General features: G+C 35.5%; 32 protein-coding genes. 17 read left to right on the top strand and 15 right to left on the bottom strand.

Features of this window, described 5'->3' with window-relative positions:
* The first annotated feature begins 3 nt into the window (after positions 1–3).
* Entirely contained in the window at positions 4–759 is a 756-nt protein-coding gene (locus tag NsoK4_RS01985) for a DUF3426 domain-containing protein (protein WP_249111106.1), read from the top strand.
* Here the strand turns inward: NsoK4_RS01985 and NsoK4_RS01980 are convergent.
* A complete protein-coding gene (locus tag NsoK4_RS01980) occupies positions 722–1,177 on the bottom strand; it encodes a hypothetical protein (RefSeq protein ID WP_211687721.1) in 456 nt (151 codons plus the stop codon). The two genes, NsoK4_RS01985 and NsoK4_RS01980, sit on opposite strands and share 38 nt — an antisense overlap.
* Before the next feature lie 72 nt (positions 1,178–1,249).
* Here NsoK4_RS01980 and NsoK4_RS01975 point away from each other — a divergent pair, with 72 nt between their 5' ends.
* Both NsoK4_RS01975 and NsoK4_RS01970 read left to right on the top strand, forming a co-directional pair.
* Entirely contained in the window at positions 1,250–1,570 is a 321-nt protein-coding gene (locus NsoK4_RS01975) for a hypothetical protein (protein ID WP_211687720.1), read from the top strand.
* A gap of 321 nt (positions 1,571–1,891) precedes the next feature.
* Positions 1,892–2,212, top strand: coding sequence for a hypothetical protein (locus NsoK4_RS01970; protein ID WP_211687719.1), 321 nt, complete (start codon positions 1,892–1,894; stop codon positions 2,210–2,212).
* Here the strand turns inward: NsoK4_RS01970 and NsoK4_RS01965 are convergent.
* Together NsoK4_RS01965 and NsoK4_RS01960 are read right to left on the bottom strand one after the other, a co-directional pair.
* Positions 2,209–4,236: a thioredoxin domain-containing protein gene (locus tag NsoK4_RS01965; protein WP_211687718.1), complete on the bottom strand. Its 2,028-nt coding sequence runs from the start codon at positions 4,234–4,236 to the stop codon at positions 2,209–2,211. The two genes, NsoK4_RS01970 and NsoK4_RS01965, sit on opposite strands and share 4 nt — an antisense overlap.
* 38 nt (positions 4,237–4,274) lie before the next feature.
* Positions 4,275–4,508 (bottom strand): hypothetical protein, encoded by a 234-nt coding sequence (locus NsoK4_RS01960; protein ID WP_211687717.1) that lies wholly within the window; start codon positions 4,506–4,508, stop codon positions 4,275–4,277.
* 92 nt (positions 4,509–4,600) lie between these two features.
* On the opposite strand from NsoK4_RS01960, the gene NsoK4_RS01955 reads away from it, so the two are divergent.
* Both NsoK4_RS01955 and NsoK4_RS01950 read left to right on the top strand, forming a co-directional pair.
* Entirely contained in the window at positions 4,601–5,635 is a 1,035-nt protein-coding gene (locus NsoK4_RS01955) for an alcohol dehydrogenase catalytic domain-containing protein (RefSeq protein WP_211687716.1), read from the top strand.
* Between the two features lie 231 nt (positions 5,636–5,866).
* Positions 5,867–6,100: a hypothetical protein gene (locus tag NsoK4_RS01950; protein ID WP_211687715.1), complete on the top strand. Its 234-nt coding sequence runs from the start codon at positions 5,867–5,869 to the stop codon at positions 6,098–6,100.
* Here the strand turns inward: NsoK4_RS01950 and NsoK4_RS01945 are convergent.
* Positions 6,090–6,587, bottom strand: a complete 498-nt coding sequence (locus tag NsoK4_RS01945) for a hypothetical protein (protein ID WP_211687714.1) — start codon at positions 6,585–6,587, stop codon at positions 6,090–6,092. The two genes, NsoK4_RS01950 and NsoK4_RS01945, sit on opposite strands and share 11 nt — an antisense overlap.
* Before the next feature lie 118 nt (positions 6,588–6,705).
* Here NsoK4_RS01945 and NsoK4_RS01940 point away from each other — a divergent pair, with 118 nt between their 5' ends.
* Positions 6,706–6,954, top strand: coding sequence for a hypothetical protein (locus NsoK4_RS01940; protein WP_211687713.1), 249 nt, complete (start codon positions 6,706–6,708; stop codon positions 6,952–6,954).
* Position 6,955: 1 nt separating this feature from the next.
* Here the strand turns inward: NsoK4_RS01940 and NsoK4_RS01935 are convergent, their stop codons facing one another.
* Positions 6,956–7,645, bottom strand: coding sequence for a hypothetical protein (locus tag NsoK4_RS01935; RefSeq protein WP_249111105.1), 690 nt, complete (start codon positions 7,643–7,645; stop codon positions 6,956–6,958).
* 152 nt (positions 7,646–7,797) lie between these two features.
* Between NsoK4_RS01935 and NsoK4_RS01930 the strand changes: the two genes are divergently transcribed.
* Positions 7,798–7,956 carry a hypothetical protein gene (locus NsoK4_RS01930; RefSeq protein WP_249111104.1) on the top strand — a complete coding sequence of 53 codons (159 nt, stop codon included), beginning with the start codon at positions 7,798–7,800 and terminating at the stop codon, positions 7,954–7,956.
* Here NsoK4_RS01930 and NsoK4_RS01925 read toward each other — a convergent pair.
* From NsoK4_RS01925 to pth2, 4 genes are all read right to left on the bottom strand, one after another.
* Positions 7,953–8,168 carry an Lrp/AsnC ligand binding domain-containing protein gene (locus NsoK4_RS01925; RefSeq protein WP_249111103.1) on the bottom strand — a complete coding sequence of 72 codons (216 nt, stop codon included), beginning with the start codon at positions 8,166–8,168 and terminating at the stop codon, positions 7,953–7,955. The two genes, NsoK4_RS01930 and NsoK4_RS01925, sit on opposite strands and share 4 nt — an antisense overlap.
* 78 nt (positions 8,169–8,246) lie before the next feature.
* Positions 8,247–9,443: a tRNA pseudouridine(13) synthase TruD gene (gene truD, locus NsoK4_RS01920; RefSeq protein ID WP_211687711.1), complete on the bottom strand. Its 1,197-nt coding sequence runs from the start codon at positions 9,441–9,443 to the stop codon at positions 8,247–8,249.
* Positions 9,440–11,023 carry a lyase gene (locus tag NsoK4_RS01915; protein ID WP_211687710.1) on the bottom strand — a complete coding sequence of 528 codons (1,584 nt, stop codon included), beginning with the start codon at positions 11,021–11,023 and terminating at the stop codon, positions 9,440–9,442. Before NsoK4_RS01915 ends, truD begins: the two co-directional genes overlap by 4 nt.
* Positions 11,024–11,074: 51 nt before the next feature.
* A complete protein-coding gene (gene pth2, locus NsoK4_RS01910; protein ID WP_211687709.1) occupies positions 11,075–11,428 on the bottom strand; it encodes a peptidyl-tRNA hydrolase Pth2 in 354 nt (117 codons plus the stop codon).
* A 68-nt stretch (positions 11,429–11,496) separates the two neighbouring features.
* Here pth2 and NsoK4_RS01905 point away from each other — a divergent pair, with 68 nt between their 5' ends.
* From NsoK4_RS01905 to NsoK4_RS01885, 5 genes are read left to right on the top strand one after another with little or no spacing between them, the layout of a single operon-like run.
* A complete protein-coding gene (locus NsoK4_RS01905; protein WP_211687708.1) occupies positions 11,497–12,633 on the top strand; it encodes an NAD(P)/FAD-dependent oxidoreductase in 1,137 nt (378 codons plus the stop codon).
* A gap of 29 nt (positions 12,634–12,662) precedes the next feature.
* Positions 12,663–12,866: a zinc finger domain-containing protein gene (locus NsoK4_RS01900; RefSeq protein WP_211687707.1), complete on the top strand. Its 204-nt coding sequence runs from the start codon at positions 12,663–12,665 to the stop codon at positions 12,864–12,866.
* 3 nt (positions 12,867–12,869) lie between these two features.
* On the top strand, positions 12,870–13,151 hold the full coding sequence (locus tag NsoK4_RS01895) for an elongation factor 1-beta (protein ID WP_211687706.1): 282 nt from the start codon (positions 12,870–12,872) through the stop codon (positions 13,149–13,151).
* Between the two features lie 8 nt (positions 13,152–13,159).
* Complete coding sequence (locus NsoK4_RS01890; protein WP_211687705.1) at positions 13,160–15,328, top strand: CDC48 family AAA ATPase; 2,169 nt, start codon at positions 13,160–13,162, stop codon at positions 15,326–15,328.
* A gap of 2 nt (positions 15,329–15,330) precedes the next feature.
* The gene (locus NsoK4_RS01885) at positions 15,331–15,627 is read left to right on the top strand and encodes a hypothetical protein (RefSeq protein ID WP_211687704.1); all 297 of its coding nucleotides are present in this window, start codon (positions 15,331–15,333) and stop codon (positions 15,625–15,627) included.
* On the opposite strand, the gene NsoK4_RS01880 is transcribed toward NsoK4_RS01885, so the two are convergent.
* Entirely contained in the window at positions 15,628–16,506 is an 879-nt protein-coding gene (locus NsoK4_RS01880; protein ID WP_249111102.1) for a heme o synthase, read from the bottom strand.
* A 93-nt stretch (positions 16,507–16,599) separates the two neighbouring features.
* Here NsoK4_RS01880 and NsoK4_RS01875 point away from each other — a divergent pair, with 93 nt between their 5' ends.
* Positions 16,600–17,697, top strand: a complete 1,098-nt coding sequence (locus NsoK4_RS01875; protein WP_211687703.1) for a plastocyanin/azurin family copper-binding protein — start codon at positions 16,600–16,602, stop codon at positions 17,695–17,697.
* A gap of 2 nt (positions 17,698–17,699) precedes the next feature.
* Positions 17,700–18,104 carry a Mov34/MPN/PAD-1 family protein gene (locus NsoK4_RS01870; protein ID WP_211687702.1) on the top strand — a complete coding sequence of 135 codons (405 nt, stop codon included), beginning with the start codon at positions 17,700–17,702 and terminating at the stop codon, positions 18,102–18,104.
* Here the strand turns inward: NsoK4_RS01870 and NsoK4_RS01865 are convergent.
* Entirely contained in the window at positions 18,099–18,485 is a 387-nt protein-coding gene (locus NsoK4_RS01865; RefSeq protein ID WP_211687701.1) for a cyclophilin-like fold protein, read from the bottom strand. The two genes, NsoK4_RS01870 and NsoK4_RS01865, sit on opposite strands and share 6 nt — an antisense overlap.
* A gap of 49 nt (positions 18,486–18,534) precedes the next feature.
* On the opposite strand from NsoK4_RS01865, the gene NsoK4_RS01860 reads away from it, so the two are divergent.
* From NsoK4_RS01860 to NsoK4_RS10000, 3 genes are all read left to right on the top strand, one after another.
* Positions 18,535–18,792 (top strand): DUF2024 family protein, encoded by a 258-nt coding sequence (locus NsoK4_RS01860; RefSeq protein WP_148703003.1) that lies wholly within the window; start codon positions 18,535–18,537, stop codon positions 18,790–18,792.
* Positions 18,793–18,856: 64 nt separating this feature from the next.
* A complete protein-coding gene (locus NsoK4_RS01855) occupies positions 18,857–19,045 on the top strand; it encodes a hypothetical protein (RefSeq protein ID WP_211687700.1) in 189 nt (62 codons plus the stop codon).
* Positions 19,046–19,062: 17 nt separating this feature from the next.
* The gene (locus NsoK4_RS10000) at positions 19,063–19,164 is read left to right on the top strand and encodes a zinc-ribbon domain-containing protein (protein WP_249111101.1); all 102 of its coding nucleotides are present in this window, start codon (positions 19,063–19,065) and stop codon (positions 19,162–19,164) included.
* Positions 19,165–19,184: 20 nt separating this feature from the next.
* Here the strand turns inward: NsoK4_RS10000 and NsoK4_RS01850 are convergent, their stop codons facing one another.
* From NsoK4_RS01850 to NsoK4_RS01835, 4 genes are all read right to left on the bottom strand, one after another.
* A complete protein-coding gene (locus tag NsoK4_RS01850) occupies positions 19,185–21,221 on the bottom strand; it encodes a sodium-translocating pyrophosphatase (RefSeq protein ID WP_211687699.1) in 2,037 nt (678 codons plus the stop codon).
* Positions 21,222–21,257: 36 nt separating this feature from the next.
* A complete protein-coding gene (locus NsoK4_RS01845) occupies positions 21,258–21,635 on the bottom strand; it encodes a hypothetical protein (protein WP_211687698.1) in 378 nt (125 codons plus the stop codon).
* A gap of 152 nt (positions 21,636–21,787) precedes the next feature.
* On the bottom strand, positions 21,788–22,285 hold the full coding sequence (locus NsoK4_RS01840) for a GTP-dependent dephospho-CoA kinase family protein (protein ID WP_211687697.1): 498 nt from the start codon (positions 22,283–22,285) through the stop codon (positions 21,788–21,790).
* Positions 22,286–22,296: 11 nt separating this feature from the next.
* Positions 22,297–23,409 carry an Mrp/NBP35 family ATP-binding protein gene (locus NsoK4_RS01835; RefSeq protein WP_211687696.1) on the bottom strand — a complete coding sequence of 371 codons (1,113 nt, stop codon included), beginning with the start codon at positions 23,407–23,409 and terminating at the stop codon, positions 22,297–22,299.
* Positions 23,410–23,488 lie beyond the last annotated feature (79 nt).

Genomic DNA, 23,488 nt, shown 5'->3' with positions numbered 1-23,488 from the left:
ACTGTGAAGATTTTCTTAATTTTACTTGTTTTTGTTGGAATGACACCAGCAGTATTTGCAGAAGTGTCAATACAAAATGATCAGACGTATTTGGGAGATGATGGAGCATTGCACATAGTGGGTGAAATACAAAATGATTTGAACACACCACTAAATCAGATTAGCATACATGCAACTCTTTATGACAAAAACAACCAAGTAATAGGAGTCGAGGAAACTAGCTCTCTAGTCAACATCATCATGCCAGAAATGAAAGGACCGTTTGATTTTATTTTAACAGACTCTGAATCAAAAAAGACAAAAAGCTATTCTTTAGATTTAAAATACAAGGTAAGTTCACCAAAAAACCAAGTAATCGACATTACGTCATCAAAACTATCAAGAGACAATCTAGATAACCTGATGATAACAGGTACTGTTGTGAACAGAGGAGAAATTACTGCAAACACGATAGCAGTAATTGCAACTCTTTACGATAAGGAAGGAAATGTGGCAGCAGTATCAAGAGTCCATCCAGAACCGGATTATCTCAGAACAGATGATGAAACATTTTTTCTTGTCACAATACCAGACAAAACACAGACAATAAACATAGAAGATTATTCCCTAGTGGCCGAGTCAGAGGAGTATGCAGCAGTTCCAGAATTTCCAATTGGTTCACTTGTTTTATTGGGAGGTTCATTATCTGCATATGTAGGAATTACAAGGTTTTCAGGAAGGATCATAACAAACTTAGTTTCTGCAGCAAATCCAAAGTAGTTCCTATTTCTTTTAGAATAGCATCTTTAGATAATGCAGTCGGCTCTGAAAATTTTATTGGAAATGTAATTGTCAGCATATCTTGATCTGTGTGAGAAATTCCAATTGAATGAGTGTGATTATTTGTTTTGGAGATAAAGTCTTTCCATTTATCTAAATGGGTTTTAACTCTGTCTATTTGAGATTCTAATTCAGATATGTTTACATTAAGATCAGTATCAAACAAACGAAATTTTACCAATGGAACCATCAAGAAGCCACCCAAAATTTTATCATGGTTTTTTAACATTTGAGAAATGATATCTGCAGAGTTTTCTTTTGGATAAATTTCGCCATAATCAGGATCAAAATAACCAGCTATCATCTTTTTAGAATCATAAATTCGAAAGAATTCTTCATCTAAATCTAGTTTCCACAATAACTGCGAATAAGCATGAATAAATAAACAAGTTACTAATGAAATTAAATAATAAAGTAACAGTGAAGATACATGGCCATATCAAAAGAAAATAAAGATTTCATAGACAGTTTGGTGGATTATTACATCAACGAGTCTGAATCATATAGACAAATTGCAGAAAATTTTGTTCCTGAGATAGAGTCAGTTGCAGATACTGCGTTTGGAATTATTACAGGATGTGTGTATTCAGGGTTTTTGCAGGCATATCAAAATCAACAGCAGACTCCAAGCCTAGAAGACATGAGAGAATTCAACCAGATAATCAAGCAAAGGGCTCCATTAATCAAAAAGTCAATCTTAGAGCCAAATCAGCAAACCGAATCCAAAAAAGAGCCTGAAAAAGAAGATTAATTTTTGATGGAGAGTGCCCAAACAGACACTCTCCAATTCTTCGTAGGACACGGTCGAATATCGCATTATGAATACAATGGGTCTGGTTGCGATGTTTAGGATACGGTAGTTTGTATTAAAACACTTACGTAGAAATCATCAGTGCCGATTAGAGGCAATAACGTTACAGTTTAATTTAATCTCAAGCAACTCAATTTATGAAATTAGATGGCAGTAAGATTATCTTTGGCCTAGGTGTTGCTTCAGCAGTTGCAACTATGATTATTGCATTGTTTTTTGCAATACAATAAAGATAAATCATCTAACAGTTCACTCAAAACATTGTCTGCAACAAATGAATTCAAAATTACTCAAATTGTTGATAATGGCCAAATGGTTCAATTAACATTAATTGAAAATGTTTCAACAGAACCGATTTCTCAAAAACAAATGATTATTGAAAATGTTTCAAAAAAACTAGACGCAGAAACAAAAGAGCAAGTAATGCCATTGTTAGAAGCAATTTTACAAGCTCAGCCCACAGTAAACATAAAGTCATATCAACAAACCCAAATTACAATTGCAATGCCAAGATCTAGATATGAAAATATCGGCAGGCCTCAAGTTGGCAGTACTCTTGAAATCAACTTGAAAAAAACCTAGAGATTAGATTCAATCTCATCAATTGTGTGCAAGGGAAGAGAGCAAGTAAAATCTTTACAAACAAAGACAGATGTTTTTTCTTCAAATTCTTTTCCTTTAAAGAATGGAAACTCAGAAAGAGATTCCAGTTGGGTTTTATCGTGAATTTTTACCATAATGGATTCTGGAATAAATTTTGCATCCAGAGATTTGCAAATGTCAGAATTTTCATCATTGATTATAGTGATTTCAACAGGTTTTTGCAAATACGTGTGGATTGTATTTAAAAGATAACCAAACCCAAAGGGATTTTCAGCAGCCATTTGAGCCTGAGATTCCATGATTTTGGTAGAAATTTCAAGGAACTTGTGCTCATGTGTAAGATGAAACAACCTTAGCATAACAAAAGCAGATACAGAATTTCCAGAAGGCAGTGACAAATCATAGTTGTTTTTTGGTCGTATGATTAGTTGTTCATGAGTATCAGAGGTCATGTAGAAACTGCCACTAGACTCATCCCAAAAATGAGATACCAAATGCAGTCCTAATTTTTTTGCTAAATTCAGGTATTTTGAGTCAGGTTTTACTTCAAATACATCTAACAGCGCATTTGTAAAATAAGCATAATCTTCTAAATAACCATCAATTTTGGCATTACCATTTTTAAAAGTTCGAAGTAATTGTTCATCGGATAGGAGATTTTTTTCAATAAAAGAAATGCAATTGGTGCAGGCATCTAAATATCTCGGATCATTTGTAACACGGTAGCCTTTTGCAAATGCAGTGATCATCAAAGCATTCCAAGAAGTTAAAATTTTATCATCTAGTCCCGGCCAAACTCTTTTTGAGCGAACATCCAATAATTTTTTTTCACAAGATCGAAGAATTTCTCGTACTTTATTTTCTGAGATTCCAAAATTAAATGCCACCGTAGACACGTTGACATTATTGCACAAGATGTTGTTCCCTTCCCAGTTACCCCCATCTGTGACATCATAAAACAGGCAAAACAGTTCAGCGTCATCACCCAAAATATCTTTTATTTCACTTTTTTTCCAAACGTAAAACTTTCCCTCTATGCCTTCAGAATCTGCATCATATGCAGAATAGAACCCACCGTTATCAGAAGCCATGTCACGTAATACAAAATCAAGTGTTTTTGTTAAAACATCAAGGTAAAAAGGGTCTTTTGTAATTTGGAATGCTTCGGCATAGTTTACAGGAATTAACGCATTATCATAAAGCATTTTTTCAAAATGAGGCACAAGCCATTTTGCATCTGTAGAGTACCTATGAAATCCCCCTCCAATTTGATCAAAAATTCCGCCTTTTGCCATTTTGTTTAGAGTTTTGAGCGCAAATTCGTTAAACTTTGAAAGACCAGTCAGTTTTGCATAACGAAACAAAAAGGAGATGTTTGCTGCATTTGGAAATTTAGGTGCTGACCCAAACCCACCATAAGAATAATCACCCAGTTGAAACAGATTCATGGCCGCTTCATCTAAAATACTTCGATCCAGATCTGAAGCAGTAGAAACTTTTTCAGTTTTTTGTAATGCATCAAGAAAATTTTCAGCAGTTTTTTCAATGTCTTGTGGTTTTTCCTTCCAAGCTTGTGCCAATTGTCTAGTTATACTACCAAATCCAGGCCTACCATGTGAATCAAAAATGGGAAAATAAGTTCCCACATAGAATGGTTTTTGATCAGGCGTAAGGAAAATGCTCAATGGCCAACCGCCTTGACCAGTTGCAATCTGGCAAACTTTTTGATAAATATCATCAATATCAGGTCTTTCCTCACGGTCAACTTTTATGTTAACAAAATTTTCATTCATAAATTCAGCAAGTTCTTCATTTTCAAAAGATTCATGAGCCATAACATGACACCAATGGCAAGAGCTATAGCCAATACTAAGAAAAATTGGTTTGTTTTCATCTTTTGCCTTTTGTAGTGCTTCATCATTCCAAGCATACCAATTTACAGGATTATGTGCATGCTGTAGCAGATAAGGGCTAGACTCATGAATCAGATTATTTTTTGTCACAGTTGTTAACGTCTGTTATAATATTTGTACCTAATTGACTATCCCCAGATGCCTCTGCCTTCTTCTAGCTCATAAATTCTCACATTTATTTTTCCCAGTAATTTTACTTTAGATTTGTGAGCTTTTTTGTCATGGCTGTAATCTTTTTTCTCTATCAATTCTTGTAGCCTTTTTAGTTCTTGAAGAGTCAATTTCTTAAATTCATTTTTTGAGCTAGATACACGATGTAAAAGTTCTACTCTTTCCCTATCATCATCAGAGATACCAGTCATGTGTAGATATAGAATACGGACCTTTATTTCTCTAATTATCCAAGATTCAGAGCAGTGCGAATATTAAAATTTCATATGAACAAGAGAAAGTCATGGAAAAAATGCGTGCCATGGTATTATCTGAGTGTGCCCCTGTTGAATCAAATCCGCTGAAATTATCTCATATTGACAAACATGAAATAAAAAAACCAAATGAAATTTTACTTGAAATTGAAGCGTGTGGTGTTTGCCATTCTCAGCTTCACGGAATTGAAGGAGATTGGAAAGATATCGGTATCCCACCATTTCTTCCTACTGTTCCAGGTCACGAAGTAGTCGGGAAAGTAGTCGAGATTGGAAAAGATGTAACAAAATTCAAAGTAGGAGACAGAGCTGGGGTGACCCCATTATTAGAGGCATGCAAAACCTGCCAGTATTGTAAAGAGGGTAAAGAATACCTTTGTGAATCGTCAACAGTTACAGGAGAATCATTCAGGGGAGGATACACAGAATACATTACAGTTTCAGAAGATTTTGCAACAAAAGTCCCTCAAGATATGAAAGCTGAATATGCAGCCCCATTATTTTGTGCAGGAATTACTGCATACAAGGCAGTAAAAGCAGCAGAGCCTCAGACTCACAAGAAGATTGGAATTTTTGGAATTGGAGGAGTAGGACACATGGCAGTGCAATTTGCAAAAGTCGAGGGAGTAGATGTTATTGCATTTTCACGTTCAAAAAATCACCTCAATGTTGCAAAGAGATTGGGGGCAAAAGACACCATGGTTTTTTCAGATAGCCAAGATGAGTTTTTACAAGAAATTAAAGCCAAACACGGTATGCTTGATGCTGCAATTGTTTTTGCACCAGCAGACATAGTCACCGATACTGCGATAAAAGCAGTAAAGAAAGGAGGTCTAATCGTAATTGCAACTGTAGGAAAAAATCCGGAATTCATGGCATTTGAGGAAAAAACCATCAGGGGAACATTGATTGGTTCTACTAAAGACATGGAGCAAGTGATCAAGATTTGTAATGAAAAAAACTTAGAGGTAATTACAGAGACATATCCACTAGAAGAAGCAAACGAAGTTTTGAAAAAACTGAAAAATTCAGAAATTGAGGCAAGGGCAGTACTCATACCATAATTTTTGATCTAGAATAAATAACAGACAAAAAAAATCACGATAATGAATTGCAAACGATGTCACCATACAGATGAAGCACACATTCCAGCTGAGGAGAGTTCATCATTAATAAAAATGGGAAAATGTCAAATCCCAAACTGCACTTGCCAGCAATATTTAGATCCAATTCAAAAAATTGACGAAGATTTAATGTGATTATAATTCATATACTAATTCAATTTTAGACATAGTATGAAAAAGCATGTTCCAGCCGATGAAATGAAACAAGAGTTGGACAATTTGCTTTCAAAATTAAACGCTATGGAGATAGTAGCATCAGATGAATTTCAAAAGGGGTCAGTCAAAGTGCTCAGAGCATTAGTGGAAGGACAAATCCACTCAATCAACGAGTTTGAGCACCTGAAAAAAGCAATTGATTTACTTACATTGCAGTTATTTGATGTTCAAAATAAAGTCAAGAGTTAAGCTTAGAATCACTTAGGCCGCATTCAGGACATTTGAAAATACTGGATTTCTCCAAAGTTTTTTCCAGTTTCATTTCAGAACCACAACAAGGACAAGAAAATGGAGGATTGTTTTCAGAATCAAATTGTGGTTTTATAATATAATCTGGCTTGTCTTCAGGAATTTCTTGCACATTACATAATGGCTTGTAATGGGAAATGATTTTTGAAACAACCAATTTTCTATGTTCAGGAGGAGAGTCAAACATGGGATATATTGCCAAATAGAGGAATTTTTCAGATCCTGATTTGTCAATCCAGGGTTTAAAATTAGGATTTTTAGTAAAAAATCCAGCATCTTCCGTTTTTTCACAGTCAGAGACATATAGAATATTGAAAGTGTCCTTGCTACGAGACATGATCAAATAAACGACCTTTTCCATCGGGGGACCCCATTCATCAAGTTTGATTGGCCCTAGAAATTCATATTGAAGAATCTGAATACTCAATAAAATAGAATTTGTGTACTTTCTTTTCAACATTATTACCAAATTCCAATAGTGCCAAAAATGATCGATAAGAGAACCTTGAAAAGATTAAATTCAAGGAGAATGGATTTTTGATTAAATGAAAGATCCGCACAATCATGCAAAAGTAGGACAGTCAATGATTGTAGTCGCTGCAAGTCTTACAGTTATAGCGCTTTTAGCCCTAGCAATTGGATCTGATGTGTTATATGCAGACAAAATTCAAAGAGAAAATACAGCTCATTTTAACGAATGCAAAGCCAATGATTTCAAATCAGATGGCTGTGAAAAATACTGGGACAGAATTAACAACGAAATCTCCGGAATTTATGTAGATTTAGACGAGTGATTTAGAAACCGTTTGCAAAGTCTTCCATAGTGTTAAGATTTCTTGTCAACCTATTCATTGCAAAGAAGGCTCCACCAACAATTCCTGCTTGGTAAAAAGTATACAAAAATACACCTGATGAAGTAGGATCAGACTTTGTAAAACTCAATGCAAGCATTGTAAAGAAAACAAAAGTTCCAACAAAGGTAACTACACGGTTAAGAAATCCAGTGTTCATTCCAACAATTCGTTTGGTTGCAGCAGCCATCAATGTAATACTTGTGATTATAAGAAATGTCGCTCCACCGTTTGCAGTGATAAACTCATGAGCATATGCCAAAAGACCATCATCTAGGATACTCATTTCAGGCATTATGCTTCCTCCATTTATTGCAAAATTTACAGAACTAAACATCCCACCTATAACAAAAAAGAACAAGAAAATTTTTACAATTGAGCGTTTAAAAGGACTGCGAATTTCTGTTGGTCTAACTGCTCGCTCAGTAATTTTTATCCCGTAAAGGAATCCAACTGCCATAGCAGGAACAAACATGATATTTATCAAAATGGGCGATTCACGATTAATTGCATCAATTTGAGGATGAAATATTAAAAATATTACAAGTGAAGAAAGGGCAGAAATTGAAAATAAAGTCAGATTCAGATATTTGAAACCTCTAGGTTGTGACTCCCCATATTCCCAGTTGTACATTTTTGAGAATCTAAAGAAAATGATTAAAGACCAAATCAAAAAATCATTTGGTCAAATTATCAATTCTCTTTACCCTTTTTACATACAATAGGCTTTGAGAGACATTGAAGTGTGCAAAAATCGTCATTTTTGTAGGCATTATACCCCTAATCATGGGAATCATATTTCATCTTCAGGGCAACTCAATAGTAGGTCCAGAATCATCATTTATGTATTCAAATCCTGATTGGATTACATACGGATTAGAAATTTCAATTGCAGGAGTAGTAATTACAGGTATTGGGTTTTTACTCATATTTGTAAAGAATTAATTTATAGATCTTAGAGTTATTGTACTTCTAATTTTACTTAATTTTCTAATCTTCGATGTAATTACATCATTCATTTCTTGAGCAGTTTCTGTTTCAAATTCTGCAACAATATCATAACTCCCATATGTAATCAAGCAGTATTTGATTTCAGGAATTTTGTTTAACTCAGAAAACAGTGATTGTTCTTGTCCAATTTCACAACTAATTAACATGAATGCTTTTTCCAAATCTAACAAAATTTCTAAAACACACAGTAACTTAAAGACATCTCAAAAAACATCAGAGCACAATTAAAATCCAGCACTAATTGGATCTTGGGGTTTCATTATTTCACGTAATAAAACAGTGGCAAAAGATCCCCTAGATAAAGAAAATTCAACAACATCATCATAACTAGAAAAATCGGAGCATTTTATTGCAGCCTGTCTAAATCCACCCTCACTGCTAACTTCTTGCATATCTTTTATGAAAAATTCTTTTGGGGTAATTTCTTCATTTTTTAAAATTTTTGAAATTTGGTAATCAAATCGGGTTTTTTTGTAATATGAATACCCTACAAACGGCAAAGCAAGAAATTGATTAAGACCATTTACATATTTTCCAATGTTTCCGTTCTCATCATAACAAACATCACCCTCTTGAGGTTCAAACAAATTTTCACCATCAGAAAAAGCCATACTCAAAGAATGATTGAAAATAAAGGATTGATATGCCTGGATGTAAAAGCGTCTTAATTTCAAAGGAACTATCCTAATTGCCTTTTGTTCATCATCATGCTCAATCATCTCACGCATTACCATTCGTTCAATATCCATTTGAACAGGAACTTGATCAAAATATTGTTTGAGATTGGATTTATCTACTAATTTTTCTCTAATCTCAGTATTTTCTTTAGAGTCATAAGGTGATGTAAAAGACAAAATTAGATCAAGTGCTTTTTTGAAGTTGTGTTGCAAAATTGCTTTGCCAATTAGATGAGTTACGGGTCTTTTTGAGCCAAATCTCTGATATCCATAAAAATTCAAAATTTTGTCATATTCATTAAATTCAGACAGTCGTTTCTCACAGTCAGAGATTTTGATTTTAAAATGATTGGCAATCATGTCTTTTTTTGACAATGGTTTTTTCACATATCCAATTTTCTGAAGAGAGTATTTTTCTGTGGAAAAATCAGTAATTGATTTTCCTTTGTTGTTTGAGCAAACAAATTGCTCAGTTACTGCAGATGCATCTTTTAATCCCAAAGCTTTGAGGCGTAGTCCTTTCTTTTTAAAAACATCAGATAATGCATGGTTTGTGTCAATTTTTTTCTTTTTTAGTTTGTATACGGCATAGCCATCTTGATCATTTATTGATTTTTGAGATTTGTGTGAAATGATTTCAGATACAACAAAGTCTTCAGGGTTTTTTCTTATGGTGCCACCAATGCCGTCAAAGATAGTACTGTAAACAGTTATTCCTATTTGCGAGTCTATTGTTGGAATCACGGCTCTATTTTTAATGTTAAATATTTACTAATTGATACGTGCTCTGTTTGTGCACCTAGAAGTATTTTGTAAGTTCCTGGAATAGCAGAACCATCAACAAATATTGTTGTCTCAACAGGTCTAGGACCATCAAAATCCAATTGGAATGTTTTTGGATAGTTTGTCACAACATCGATAAAATCATGAGTGTCAGACATTATGAGAGAAACATCAGAAACATCATTTTGAGATTGAGGAGACAGTGTAAAAGTTACACTCTTTGATTCACCTGTTTTCATAGATAATGTATTTGATTCTAAATCAACTGATAGAGGTAATTTCTTTGAGGTGTCAATTACTCCAATGTTGTTTTCAACCCATTCTGTAAACCAAATTTTTTGGCCATCAATTGCAAAATCAAACACTTGGGCTATTCCACAATTAGTAGCATCTCCACAATCACCCCAAAATGGATTTCTTGAAGGAATAGAGTACTCTACAAGAGATTCAGTGGTAGGATCCATAACAGCAATACTGTTTGCAGTTTGTTCATTGAAAACCAATCTCCCCACAGGATCAACATCTATCCAATAAGGTCTAGATATAGGAGTCTTGATGACACCAGAGAAATTACCATACGTCATCAATTGAGGATCAGATGTCACATATTGTGTAAACTGTTCTGTTTGAGGATCAAAACTGAAAAAATGAGAACTCGAAGTGTCTGCAAGCCATACTCTTCCATCAGGTGACACTACAGCTCCATTTGGAGTAAGAACAGAATCAGGTAATTCAAAAATTTCTATAAAGTCAAACAAAGGGAGTGAATCTTCTTCTGAATTTGCAACAGATTTTTGAAATCCAGTATGATCATATTTTACAAGCACACCACTTTCTTGAAACAACCAGTTTGTGTACCATAGGTTATCATCTCTATCAACTGCAAAATCCCCAGTAACTGAATTATCTACAGGGGAAGGTAAGCTAAGATAGTTTAGATCCTCACCTGTTTGAGTAGGATCCAAAAATGTTACTTTGTTTCCAGTAAAATCATTTACAATAATTTGTGAACCATCGATCTGTAATCTTTGGGGTAAAGAATTTCCTTCCGAAGGATATGCAACACGTTGGTATTTTTGTGTCTCAGGCGAGAATCTCCAAAGAGAATCATAGGCCTCATCAGTAAACCAAACATAACCATCAGGTGAAAAATCAATTCCCCACATCATTGAGCGTCCGCCTTTAGGCCAGGATGGGTTTTCATATTCAGAAAAAATTTCAGTCTTTGGATCAAATTTTGCGACTTTGCCAGTATTGGTTTGTGCAAACCACACATTTCCATCATAATCAGCAACAATAGCTAAAGGACTTGTACATTCTGTTGGAATTGAGAATTCTTGAACGTAGGGAGTAGATTTAGCATTGCTTGAACCACAAAATTGAGGACGTTGTTCATCTGGAAAATTGTCAGCAGGGGTTCCAGTAATTGTAATATCAGCAGACTCATCATCAGGTGCAATTCCAGGTATAGCAATTGCAACAGTCGACGCTAAAAGAAGAACAGCAAAAAACACAGTAACAATAATTCCTTTTTTCTTCACAAATTAAAAATTAAATATCCTCATTATATCTTTTCTAGAAGAATTGTATTTTCATAGCAATTTTAAATCACCAGTGATTCTATCAATCAAATTTTCAGGCGCAGGTCCAATTGAAATACAGGTAGTGGTGCCAGGTGCGATTTGAGTATGACCAGCATCAGTTACTTCAGACCAAGGAAGATCCAAGTCAATTGCATGCCTCTTAATTTCTTGTAATTCTTTAATTCCAGAAACTTTTACAACAACTTTTTCTTGACCTCCCCACCATTCGTTAAACCATTCAGGATGAGATTTTCTTACATGTTCAGCACCAAGAACACATGCATGTCCTACTTGTGCGGCAATCTTTCCTTTGCCCATATCAAGATCAGTTCGTACAACAATTACCTGTTTTATTTCTCCCATGTAGATATCATGAAAGCAGGCTTAATGAAAAACTTTTGAATTAAATAATTGACAAAGTAACAAAATTCGTGTACTTTGATGTAGTAATTGCAGGAGGAAGTATTGCAGGATTAATTTGTGCCAGAGAGATTGCCCGAAATAAAAACAGCGTACTAGTAATTGAAGAGGATTATGAAATTGGAACCCCTGAGCATTGCGGAGGTCTTGTAAGCACAACAGGGTTAGAGGAGTTAGGAGTCATTCCATTTAGAAAAACATTTGATCATCTAATAGAGACTGCTGAAATTTTTGCCCCAAACGGCAAAAGTTTTTCCATTAATTCAAAAAAACAAAAAGTTGCTGAAATCAGCAGACGTGAATTAGACAAGCAATTAGCTTTTCAAGCACAGAAAAACGGAGCAGTTATCAAAGTCAGAACAAGTTTTCAAGAAATTACAAAAGACGGAATTAGGACAAATGATGGAGAAGTAAAATGCAAAATTTTTGTTGATGCAAGGGGAGTATCATCACTGATTCAAAAAGACAGGACAGGGATTTTGTCTTCAGCACAATATGAAATATTTGCAGATTGGATAAAAAAAGGAGAAGTAAAGGTATTTTTTGATCAAAAAAAGTATCCAGAGTTTTTTGCATGGATAATTCCTTCAGGGGAAGGAAAAGGGAAAATAGGAATTGCAGGCAGAGGGATTAATGCATCTGAGACAATGGAAAAATTCCTCAGTACAAAAAATAATTATTCCATAATTAGAAAAATTTTTGCTCCAATTTGGATTAAGGGCCCAATTGAAAAATTTGTAGAAGGAAAGGCAGTCATTGTTGGCGATGCGGCAGGTCAGGCAAAACCAACTACTGCCGGAGGGATATATTCAAGTGGAATGGGAGGATTGTTAGCAGGTCAAGCAATTTCTAATTTCTTAAAATCAGACAATCCAAAAGATCTAGAAGAATATCAAAAAAAATGGATTGAAAAATTTGGAAAAGAATTTGAAAAGCAATTATTGGTTAGAAAACTTTTAGAAAGACTAGACAACAGCACAATAAACAAACTGTTTGAATCAGTAACACCTGAGATCACAAAAGAAATTTCTGAAAAAGAAGATTTTGATTTTCATACTAGTTCAATTGTTAAATTACTTGGAATGAGAGGATCCATCAGAACAGCTCAAACATTAATCAGTGGTGAACTTAAGAAATTATTGAGTTAAATCGTGCACAAATTCTAAGGAAGGTATAAATGATGTTTGCAGAAAATCGTGGTATGTCATCCACAATTTCATTACCAACATGCAGTTGTTGCCACAGACACATTATGCCTAACGATAAATGTGTAAAATTCAATTGCCCAAATTGTGGTGTGGATCTAATTTGGAGATGTGAAAGTTGCAGAGAAGCAGCAAGAAGCTATACTTGTAGTTCATGCAACTTTCAGGGACCTTAGAAAATGGCTCAGTTATTACTAGTTACAAAAATTCTTCCAGAAGGAACAGACATTGATCTAGATAAATTGGCAGAAACTATCAAAGGCAAACTTGCAGAAGGGATTTCTATGAAAAGACATGCAAAAGAACCACTTGCATTTGGATTAGAATTCATCAAAGCAGAATTCATTTTAGATGACAAAGAAGGTCAAATGGATTCTTTAGAAGAAGCTGTAAGATCAGTTGAGGGCGTTAGTGAATTTGAAGTTCTCAATATGAGTAGAATGTCAGTTGACATGAAATAGGTGGTTTTTTGGCACGCAAAGAAGAACCTTTGCAGATGAGAATCGGGGAAGCAAAACAAAGAGACGTTGGAAAGAAGCGAGCTCGAATCGGACCCGAAGCCATGGATTTTCTAAAAGTTACACCAGGAGACATTATTGAAATCATGGGTTCAAGATCAAGTTGTGCAGTAGTGTGGCCAGTGGATGAAGATGAGAAATTTCCAGACATTGTAAGAATCGACGGTCAAACAAGGAAAAATGTTGGTGCATCACTAAACGACATTGTAAAGATTAGAAAAGTCACATCAAAAATTGCAAAAACAATTTCATTAATTCCAGTAAATGATTCAGTAACAGTAGACAAAGAATTTACAGATTTTGTAAAAAACAGATTGAAAGGATTGCCAATTACTCATGGTGATGAAATATCTGTAATGATACTTGGAAACTCGATGGATTTTAAGATAACAAAAACAACTCCAAAAGGAGTTGTAAAAATAGACCGTTCAACTACCCTTACAATATCAACAGACACAGCAGTTGACCGAAAAGTCAGAGTAACATACGAAGAGGTAGGGGGGCTTAGACAAGAAATCAAAGCAATGAGAGAAATAGTAGAGCTTCCATTAAGGCATCCGGAATTATTTGCAAGGTTAGGCGTAGAACCACATAGTGGAATTTTACTTTATGGTCCACCAGGATGCGGCAAGACACTCATTGCAAAAGTTTTGGCAAGTGAATCAGAAGCAAACATGTATTCAATTAACGGTCCAGAGATAATGAATAAATATTATGGAGAGACAGAAGCAAAGCTTAGAGAGATTTTCAAAGAAGCAAAAGACAACTCACCAAGTATAATTTTTGTAGATGAAATTGATGCCATTGCGCCAAAAAGAGAAGAGGCTTACGGAGATGTAGAAAAAAGAGTTGTTGCTCAGCTTCTTGCATTAATGGATGGTCTAAACGACAGAGGAAATGTCATTGTACTTGGTGCAACAAATAGGCCCGACAGTGTGGATCCAGCACTAAGAAGACCAGGTAGATTTGATAGAGAATTCGAGATTTCAGTTCCAAACGAAGATGGGCGATTAGATATTTTGCTTATTCATACCAGAGGAATGCCAATTGCAGATGATGTAGATCTTAAAGATCTAGCTTCAGAATTACATGGATACACAGGTGCAGACATCAAATCACTATGCAGAGAAGCAGCTATGAAATCAATCAGAAGATACCTCCCAGAAATTGATTTAGAAACTGAAAAAATTCCATCTGAAGTATTACAAGCAATGCAAATAAAATTAATCGATTTTTACGATGCCATGCAAGAAGTTGTTCCAACTGCAATGAGAGAGTTCTATGTTGAACGACCAAAGGTGTGGTGGCAAGACGTTGGAGGATTAGATGATGTGAAAAACGCATTAACAGATAATCTAATTTTGGCAATGAAAGAGCCTACAAAGTTTACAAAAATGGGAATTAGACCACCAAAAGGTGCATTGATTTATGGACCACCAGGATGCGGTAAGACATTGATAGCAAGAGCATTAGCAACAGAGACAGGGGCAAATATGATCTTAGTCAGAGGTCCAGAAATTCTATCAAAGTGGATTGGAGAGTCAGAAAAAGCAATAAGAGAAATTTTTAGAAAAGCAAAAGCATCTTCGCCGTGTGTTGTCATATTTGATGAATTAGACTCACTTGCAAAATTCAAATCAGGAGAAGGAGGAGTTAGCGAAACAGTACTTAGTCAATTATTAACGGAGATTGAAGAAGGGATTTCATCAAGAGTAGTAGTAGTCGGAATTACAAATAGACCTGACGTATTAGACAATTCATTATTAAGAACAGGTAGATTAGATTTGGTGTTATATGTTCCACCACCAGATGAAAAAGGAAGATTAGAGATTATCAAAATTTTAACAAAAAAAATGCCATTGGCAAATGATGTAAAACTACAGGAAATTGCAGTTGCCACACAAAACTATACAGGAGCTGATTTGGCTGCACTATGTAGAGAAGCAGCAGTACACGCAATGAAAAATAATGCCTCAAAAATCACAAGTTCAGACTTTGCAAACAGTTTGAAACAAATTAAACCATCCATCACAAACGAAGTTGATCAATGGTATAATTCAGTAAAGGAAAGTATATCTAACGTCGTACCCAAGTCAGGAGATAAATCATTTTACGGATAGACATGACAATTCCACTCAAAAATGTTGTATTGGACAAGATTTCAGAATCAGGATCTCTGACAGATTCAGAATTATACAAGGCACTAACTAAAGATGACCATATTATTTCTGAGGATAAATTTAACAAAATTCTATTAGATTTAGAGATTTTAGGTTTAATCAAAGTAGCATGGATTACAAAAGACGATAGACGAATAGAGGTATTTTCAGTTGAAGAAGAAATTGACGAAGTTGATCAACAAAATAAAGAAATGATGGAAAAAGATTATGAAGCTAGTTTTCCAGGTTTTGAAAAATAACTAAATTCTAAAATGAAATGCGGCATCTAATGCCACTGCTACAAAAATGATTGTAAGATACGGAGCCGTTACTTTGTATGCCTTCCATGCAAATTCAGAAGTAGGTGTCTTTGTTAATTTGTAATGATATGCAAGCATCAGACCTCCAGACACAGCAGCTATTGCAGTATACACAATTCCCATACCAAATGCATAAAGCATAAGAGAGTACGGAAGTAAAATTATAGTATTTGCCAAAATATACTTTGAGGTTTTTTGCATTCCAATAACTACAGGAAGCATCGGAACTTCAGCTTGAGCATATTCATCCTTAATCTTCATTGCAAGACACCAAAAGTGAGATGGAGTCCATACAAAAACCAAAAAGCCAACTAAGAATCCAAGCAAGTCCATACTACCAGTAGCCGCAGACCATCCGGCCCAGGCAGCTGCACTTCCAGCAATTCCACCAATTACAATATTTGACGTGTTTAATCGTTTTAGCCAAACAGTATAGATGATAACATATGAGAAAATTCCTAATGCAATAAAAAATGCAGAAACAGGATTTAATGTAAAGAATCCATAGATAACAGAAATACAGCTCACAACCAAACCATAAATCAAGACATGTGATGCTGCCATCCTTCCAGAAGGAATGGGTCGTTTACTTGTTCTGCTCATCTTTGGATCGATGTCTTTGTCATAATAATGATTCAAAGCACTAGAACCAGCCGATGCCAGAGCACCTGCAATAATGATATGCAAGTACGACCAATAACCCAGTTCAGGAGTACCATCCACTAGTTTACTAGCAGCGTACATAGAAGTTACAGCAGTGATTACCAAGAGTACAACAATTCTTGGTTTAGATATCTCCATTATTTCGTTAAAGCCCAATCTACTCTATCCTAGAGAGAAGCCATTTAATTTCTTTGATGATCCCTATAATTTCAAAAGGAATAAGTATCTCAGTCATACCAGCTAGCTTGAATGAGTAATTGGGACCTCATGATGCCAGGAATGGGACTAACATCCATAGGATTAGCAGGTGTTGTTCTTTCATACTCAGGAATTGCACATACTTTCATTGATGGGATGCATGCATTGACAGGTCTAACTATGTTTGTTGGACTAATCTTTCTTGCAACAGGTATTTTAGATGGAGGTGTTTCTACCAGCAATAGAGCAAAAGCAACTACTTTGGTGATTGTCTCAATTGCGCTAGGATTCGGTACTTTTGCATTTACTATGAACTCATCAAACTACACAGTCACAATTGCAGGAATTTTAATGGCAATTGCATTCCCAGCAATTTTAATTGCTTACATTGCAATGAAAAAGCCTGAAATTACAAAACCATTTGGTGCAATTGTTGCAATAGCAGGGGCAACAGGAATTATTATGTGGATTGCGTTTGGATTTGTATCTCCAGACACATATTTGATTGATGAATCAGCAACACAAATAGAAGAACCATCAGATGCAGAAATTACCCCAACAGGACCTGTGTTTACAATTAATGTATTAGAAGGTTCAGCAGAGCAAGGAAGCCCAGATTATGAGCCAGATGTATCTAAAGTTCCAAAAGGACACATTGTTGAATGGGTCAATCAAGATGCAATGGCTCATACAGTTACCAGTTCTGCAGACTTTGGAGAAACTTTTGATTCAAGTCTTTTCGAGTCGGGTGAAATTTTTAGATTGGACACAAGTGAATTAGAAATTGGCGAATACGAATACATGTGTGTTGTACATCCATGGATGGTTTCTACTTTGATTGTTGAAGAGCCAAAAGAGAACGTAGTAGTAACGATGCCAGAAGGGGCAGGAATTCAACAGATTGGACAAATCTATTATGATCCTGAAGTAATCGATATTGCTGCAGGGACCAAAGTTATTTGGAATAATGAAGACACAACAATTCACACAGTTACATCAGGTACACCAGATATAGGACCAGACGGATTATTTGATTCAGATTTAGTTGCTGCAGGAGATTCATTTGAATACACATTTACAGAATCTGGAAAAGTAGACTACTATTGTATTGTCCATCCTTGGATGGTTGGAACTGTTAATGTAGAATAAACTTGGAAAAAATTTTCTTATCAGAGTCGCAAAAACAATTTCTTTCAAATCACGCTGAGAATGAAAAACCCAATGAATCTTGTGCTATTCTTTTTGGAAAAATTGAAGGAGAAAGCAGTATCGTGAAGGAGGTATTTCTTGCAAAAAACATTGAAGAGTCGCCAGTGAATTTTACAATTTCAAATGAGCAATTAATCGAAGGGTACAAGGCTGCAGAACAAAAAAAGATGGATGTGGTAGGCATATTTCATTCACACCCAAAATCAATTTCATACCCATCTAATACGGACAAAAAATTCATGCAAAGCAATCCAGTTGTTTGGATAATTTATTCAGGAATTTCAAAGGAGTTCAAGGCATTTGTATTAGATTCAGAGATCATTGAAATTCCAATAGAATTTCTATGATTTTAATCTAAAAGTTGCTTGTGCACCATCTGCAATATTCAGTATAGATTTGTCTGGGGAGATTATTTTTCCAATAACATTTACAGGAGATGCAGGGGTAATATCCCCTTTTTTGCCAATAGGAGTAGGACCAAAGAAAAGACAAATTGCTTTTCCAGATGGCCAATAGGCAACATCATTTATCGATACAGGAGATTTTGCATTTTCTTCTGAAACATCAATAGGAGATTCACTTGTGTAAATTTCCTCACCCCAAACATTCAGAGTCAAAGAGAAAGGAAGGTTTGAAATGAATTGTTCTACTGTGTTTGGAGAAGTTTTTTCATTTAATTCTATAATTATGTTTGATGAGTTTGGAATTTCAATTTCTACAAGAGTCATGCGTTTTAGATGATCTTTGAATTAAATATCCCTTTGGCAGATTATAATTATGGAAATTCACGTATACGACACCTATGTCAAAGCAGCTGATGGTCATACCATGCACTTTGATGTAATTACTGGTGAAAAAGACCATGAGAAAGCCATTGCATATGGTAAAGAGTGGTTAAAATCTATTGGTGAAGAAAATGCAGTGATGACACAAAATGAATGTCAATTCTGTCATTCCCAAGGTGCACCAGAGCCTGTAGAACAGGCAATTAAGGAAAACGGCTATTTTATCCAAAAAATGGAAGGCTGTCCTTAAACACTTTTTTCCTTTTTCAATAAAGAAGAACTAGATTTTTTTATAGCATATATTGCCAATAAGTATGACCGAACAGAAATATTCAAAGTGGACAGTCGAAGGAGACAAAAAGACAAAATGGATTTGTGGTTGTTTTCAAACTGCAGATGATTATTTTAAATTCTGTGAGACACATAATGAAACTTTGAAAAGAGCAATTCAAGCTCAAATTGATGAGTTAGACATGACTTTGGTTATTGAAGATGAAAATTAGATACCAAGAGAAACATCATGAAACCAAAATCATGTAGAAACTGTGGAAAGGAGTTATGGGATGATCAAATTGAATGTCCAGAATGTGGTAGAAGTATAGAAGAAGAGTTTGAAAATTAGAACAAAATTTTGAAAATAAATCAGATTGCAAGAATTGCTACAAATGCAGAGACAAACACGATTGCAATTGTGTTGAGCAGTTTAATTACAGTGTTTAGTGCAGGCCCTGCGGTGTCTTTGTAAGGGTCACCAATGATATCACCAACTACTGCAACTTTGTGTTCCTCAGAACCTTTTTGACCTTTCATTTCAACAAGTTTCTTTGCATTATCCCATGCACCACCAGTATTTGCCAAGTGGTACGCCAAGAAGATTCCAGTAACTACAGAACCCATCAACAATCCTGCAACTGCAGTAGGTCCCAAAATAACACCCAGGATAATAGGTGCAATAATTGCAATTAATGCCGGTTTGTAAAGTTCTTTGATAGATGCAACGGTTGCAATATCAACACATTTTGCATAATCGGGTTTGGATTTTCCTGTCAGTATCTCTGGATCTGATTTGAATTGTCTTCTAACCTCATCCACCATTTTTCCTGCTGCTCTAGATACACCATTAATCAATTGACCAGTAATGATGAATGGAATCAAACCACCAACTAACAATCCAACTACTACTGCGGGATTTGTTAAGCTGTAATCTAATTCTAAAATACCTTCAAAGACATGAGATGCCTCAAATTGGAAAGCTTGAATCATGGCCAATGCAGCTAATGCAGCACTGGCAATTGCAAATCCCTTTGTTACTGCTTTAGTAGTATTTCCTACGGCATCAATTTCATCAGTTACTTTACGATTTTCTTCACCCATCCCAGTCATCTCAACAATACCTCCTGCATTATCTGCAATAGGTCCAAATGCATCAATGCTTAGAACAATCCCTGCAAGACTCAGCATTGCCATGGCAGTCAACGATGTTCCAAATATTCCGTATAAGACAGGATCTGCACCTTCGGGGGCAGCAGCTGAGGAGATACTAAATGAAATAATAATTGCAACAACTAGTGCAATCATGAAAGGACCAGTAGATTGCAATCCTTTGATAATTCCCATTAAAACTAATGATGCATAACCCCATTTTGCAGAGTCTGCAATCTCTTTTACTGGACCATATTTGTAATTTGTATATCTATCAGTAATCTTTTGAATGACTGGAACTAAAATGACACCAATTACAGTTGCACCAAATAATGCATAAGATGCACTTGAGTTGAGAAATTGTGTTGTAAATACATAGTTTAATCCAATAGCAATTGCAGCTGAGACATAAAATGAACGATTTAGTGGTTTCATAACATCAGTCACGCCTTTAGAGCCAACAATTACAACTCCAATAATAGATGCAATCATTCCAGATGCTCCAATTAAAATTGGATACAAGAACAAATCAGGTGCTCCAATAAGTGCTGCAATTAAGAGTGCTGCCAAAATAGTTACAATATAAGATTCGTAAACATCAGAACCCATTCCTGCTGCATCACCAACATTATCACCAACATTGTCTGCAATTGTTGCAGGGTTTCTTGGATCATCTTCAGGAATATTAGCTTCAACTTTTCCTACCAAGTCTGCACCCATATCTGCAGCTTTGGTGAAGATACCACCACCAATTCTTATGAATAGTGCAATTAGACTGGCACCAATACCAACACCTGCAATAGTGATTGGGTCTGGATAAATTAAGTACAAACCAGTAATTGCCAATAATGCCATTGCTGGAACTGCAAGGCCAACTGTGGCTCCACCTCTAAAGGCCATTGCAAATGTTTTTCCCAATCCGGAGCTACTCAAATGAGCTGCTCTAACTGCTGCCTTTACTGTAATTTTTAATGAGATAAGTCCTGCAACTGCAGATAAAGTTGCCCCAACTGCAAATGCAATACCGTTAGATAATTCCAAGAATGCACCTATAATTACTGACAATGCTATAGCTACTGGAACAATAATTTTCATTTCTCTTTTAAGAAATGCTGCTGCACCTACTTTGACTGCATTTGAGATTTCCATCATTTCTTTTGTTCCAGAGGGTTGTTTTGAGATCCAGGCAACAAGTCCTGCTGCAACTAGAAATGATGCAATGCCTGCCCCAATAGGCAGAATTTCCTGTAGTTCCATGCTATACTCAGCTTGCCTAAATTGAGGAAATATAAATCAAAGTGGAGAAACTTTGCTTCTTTTTCTATAAGGCAAAAATGTTTTCCCTCTCAGTCCCTGCCTTACCAGTTTGTTGAATCTTTTACCATGAGCCAAATATGGAAATCTCATATGGATCAATTCATGGACAATTGTGTTTTCCAGAGTTTTTTCATCTGGGATCTTTCTCACATTGATAAATACCAAATTGTGCTGAAGATAAGAAACACCGTAATATTTGTAAGCAGAAGTTCGTCTTCCCTCAGTCATCTCTTTTGGCGCATCCAACACTTCTTTTGTGGTCAAAAGAAGGGTAGGTTCGGGAATTGAAAACCTATTAGAATACACACCCACTTTTTCTAGAATTTGTAATCGTATTTCAGGATCAAGTTTCATAATTTTTTTCAGACAGTTTGTGTTTATCTTGAAATGTCAATTGTTGTGCAAAATTTGGTTTATTTTGATTCTGTAAAAATATGAATTAATAGGGTCAGAGTTTTTAGTAGTGTAATCACGAGTCATACAGCCACCGTCTCATCATTCCCCGATTATTCCATTAAATCAAGTAGTCTTTGTGTTTTATTTCTAATTTCTGGAGTTATTTGGACTATAACTAACCCTTCGTTTGGTTGGCCATACATAACAACTGAATTATCAGGGGCATAGATACAAACTGGAAGTACCAATAGATCTTCTTCCCCATTAATGGTTAATCGGACTGGATGTTTTGATGAAAATGCTTTCTTTATTGTTTCTATGCTTTCCAAAGTAATTTCAGCTGGAGGATTATCACATGTCAACTCAGTTTGAATGCCAGAATTTTTAGGAGGTGCTCGTCTAACTCGTTTTTCTTGACTGTCAACAATTTGCAAAGAAGGAGTTAATCCAAATTCAATCATTTTTTCAGTTGTTCTGTCACCAACAGTAATCACAAAAGAATTTTCAGGGATGTGTTTGACAATGTTTTGTTTTGTAGCATCTTTTTCTAACAATAAAACCCCCAGAGGAATTTTGAGTTCGTCCCTAAGAGAATCAGGCAGTTTCACAAGAATCGAAATTAACTTGAAGTGCTGGCCTCAGGTGTGGGTTCAGAATTTTCTTCGGAGGCCATTTCTTGTTGCAATTTTGTTGCAAGAATACTACACTGAGCAGCAATGTTTTTGGCACTAATTCTAAACGCGTCTGCACTTGGAGAGTCAGGATTTGAAATCATAATGGGTTTGCCAGTATCAGAGCCGGACATAATTCCGGAATTTAACGGAATTTCGCCTAAGAATGGAATGTTAAATTGTTCAGAGATTTTCTTTGCACCACCATTACCAAAAATGTAATGTTTGTCATTACAATTTGGACATATGAAGTGACTCATGTTTTCTACAACACCAATAATAGGGACGTTCAGTTTTTCAAACATACCAATTGCTTTTACTGCAACATTACTTGCCACATCTTGAGGAGTTGTTACAACCAAAATTCCAGTAATTGGAATTGTTTGTGCAAGTGTTAAGGGAATATCACCAGTACCTGGAGGAAGATCTACAATTAGATAGTCCAAGTCAGACCAATCAGTATCAACTAAAAATTGTTTTAAAATCCCAGAGATAATAGGACCTCTGTAAATTGCAGCTTGATGGGCTTGTTCAGCAAAGAAACCAAAAGAAACTACTTTAAGACCATTAGATTCAGCTGGTTGTAATTTGTTGTCTTCTACTTCCATGTATCCATCTTTCATACCAAGCATCAACGGAATACTTGGACCATAGATATCAGCATCTAACAATCCAACTTTTGCGCCTGTTTGAGATAATGCTAAAGCTAAATTCAAAGAGACAGTAGACTTTCCAACACCGCCTTTTCCACTAGCTACACCAATAATGTTTTTGACGGTAGCCATGCCAGTATCTGCATCAAGTGAACGTCCCTCCATCACTTTAGCAGTAACATTCATGTCAAAATTCTTGAGACCCTCAATCTCACCGATTACCTTTCTTACATCATCTTCTATTTCCACATTAAATGGACATGCCGGAGTGGTAAGTTCCAGGGTAAATTTGAGATTACCGTCGTTTAATTCTAAATCCTTAATCATTCCCATTGAAACAATATCTTTTTTCAAGTCTGGATCAATTACGGTGCTAAGTTTCTCGAGGACTTGGTCTATTCCAACCATTGCGTCAAAAAGTCCTTTTACATTATTTAAACATAGGTCAGAGATCTAGAGAAATTGTGCATTATAGAAGAAATCAAGA

This window comes from Nitrosopumilus sp. K4 (assembly GCF_018128925.1).
Classification (GTDB): Archaea; Thermoproteota; Nitrososphaeria; order Nitrososphaerales; family Nitrosopumilaceae; genus HKST03.
This window is presented reverse-complemented; position numbering and strand designations above follow the sequence as displayed.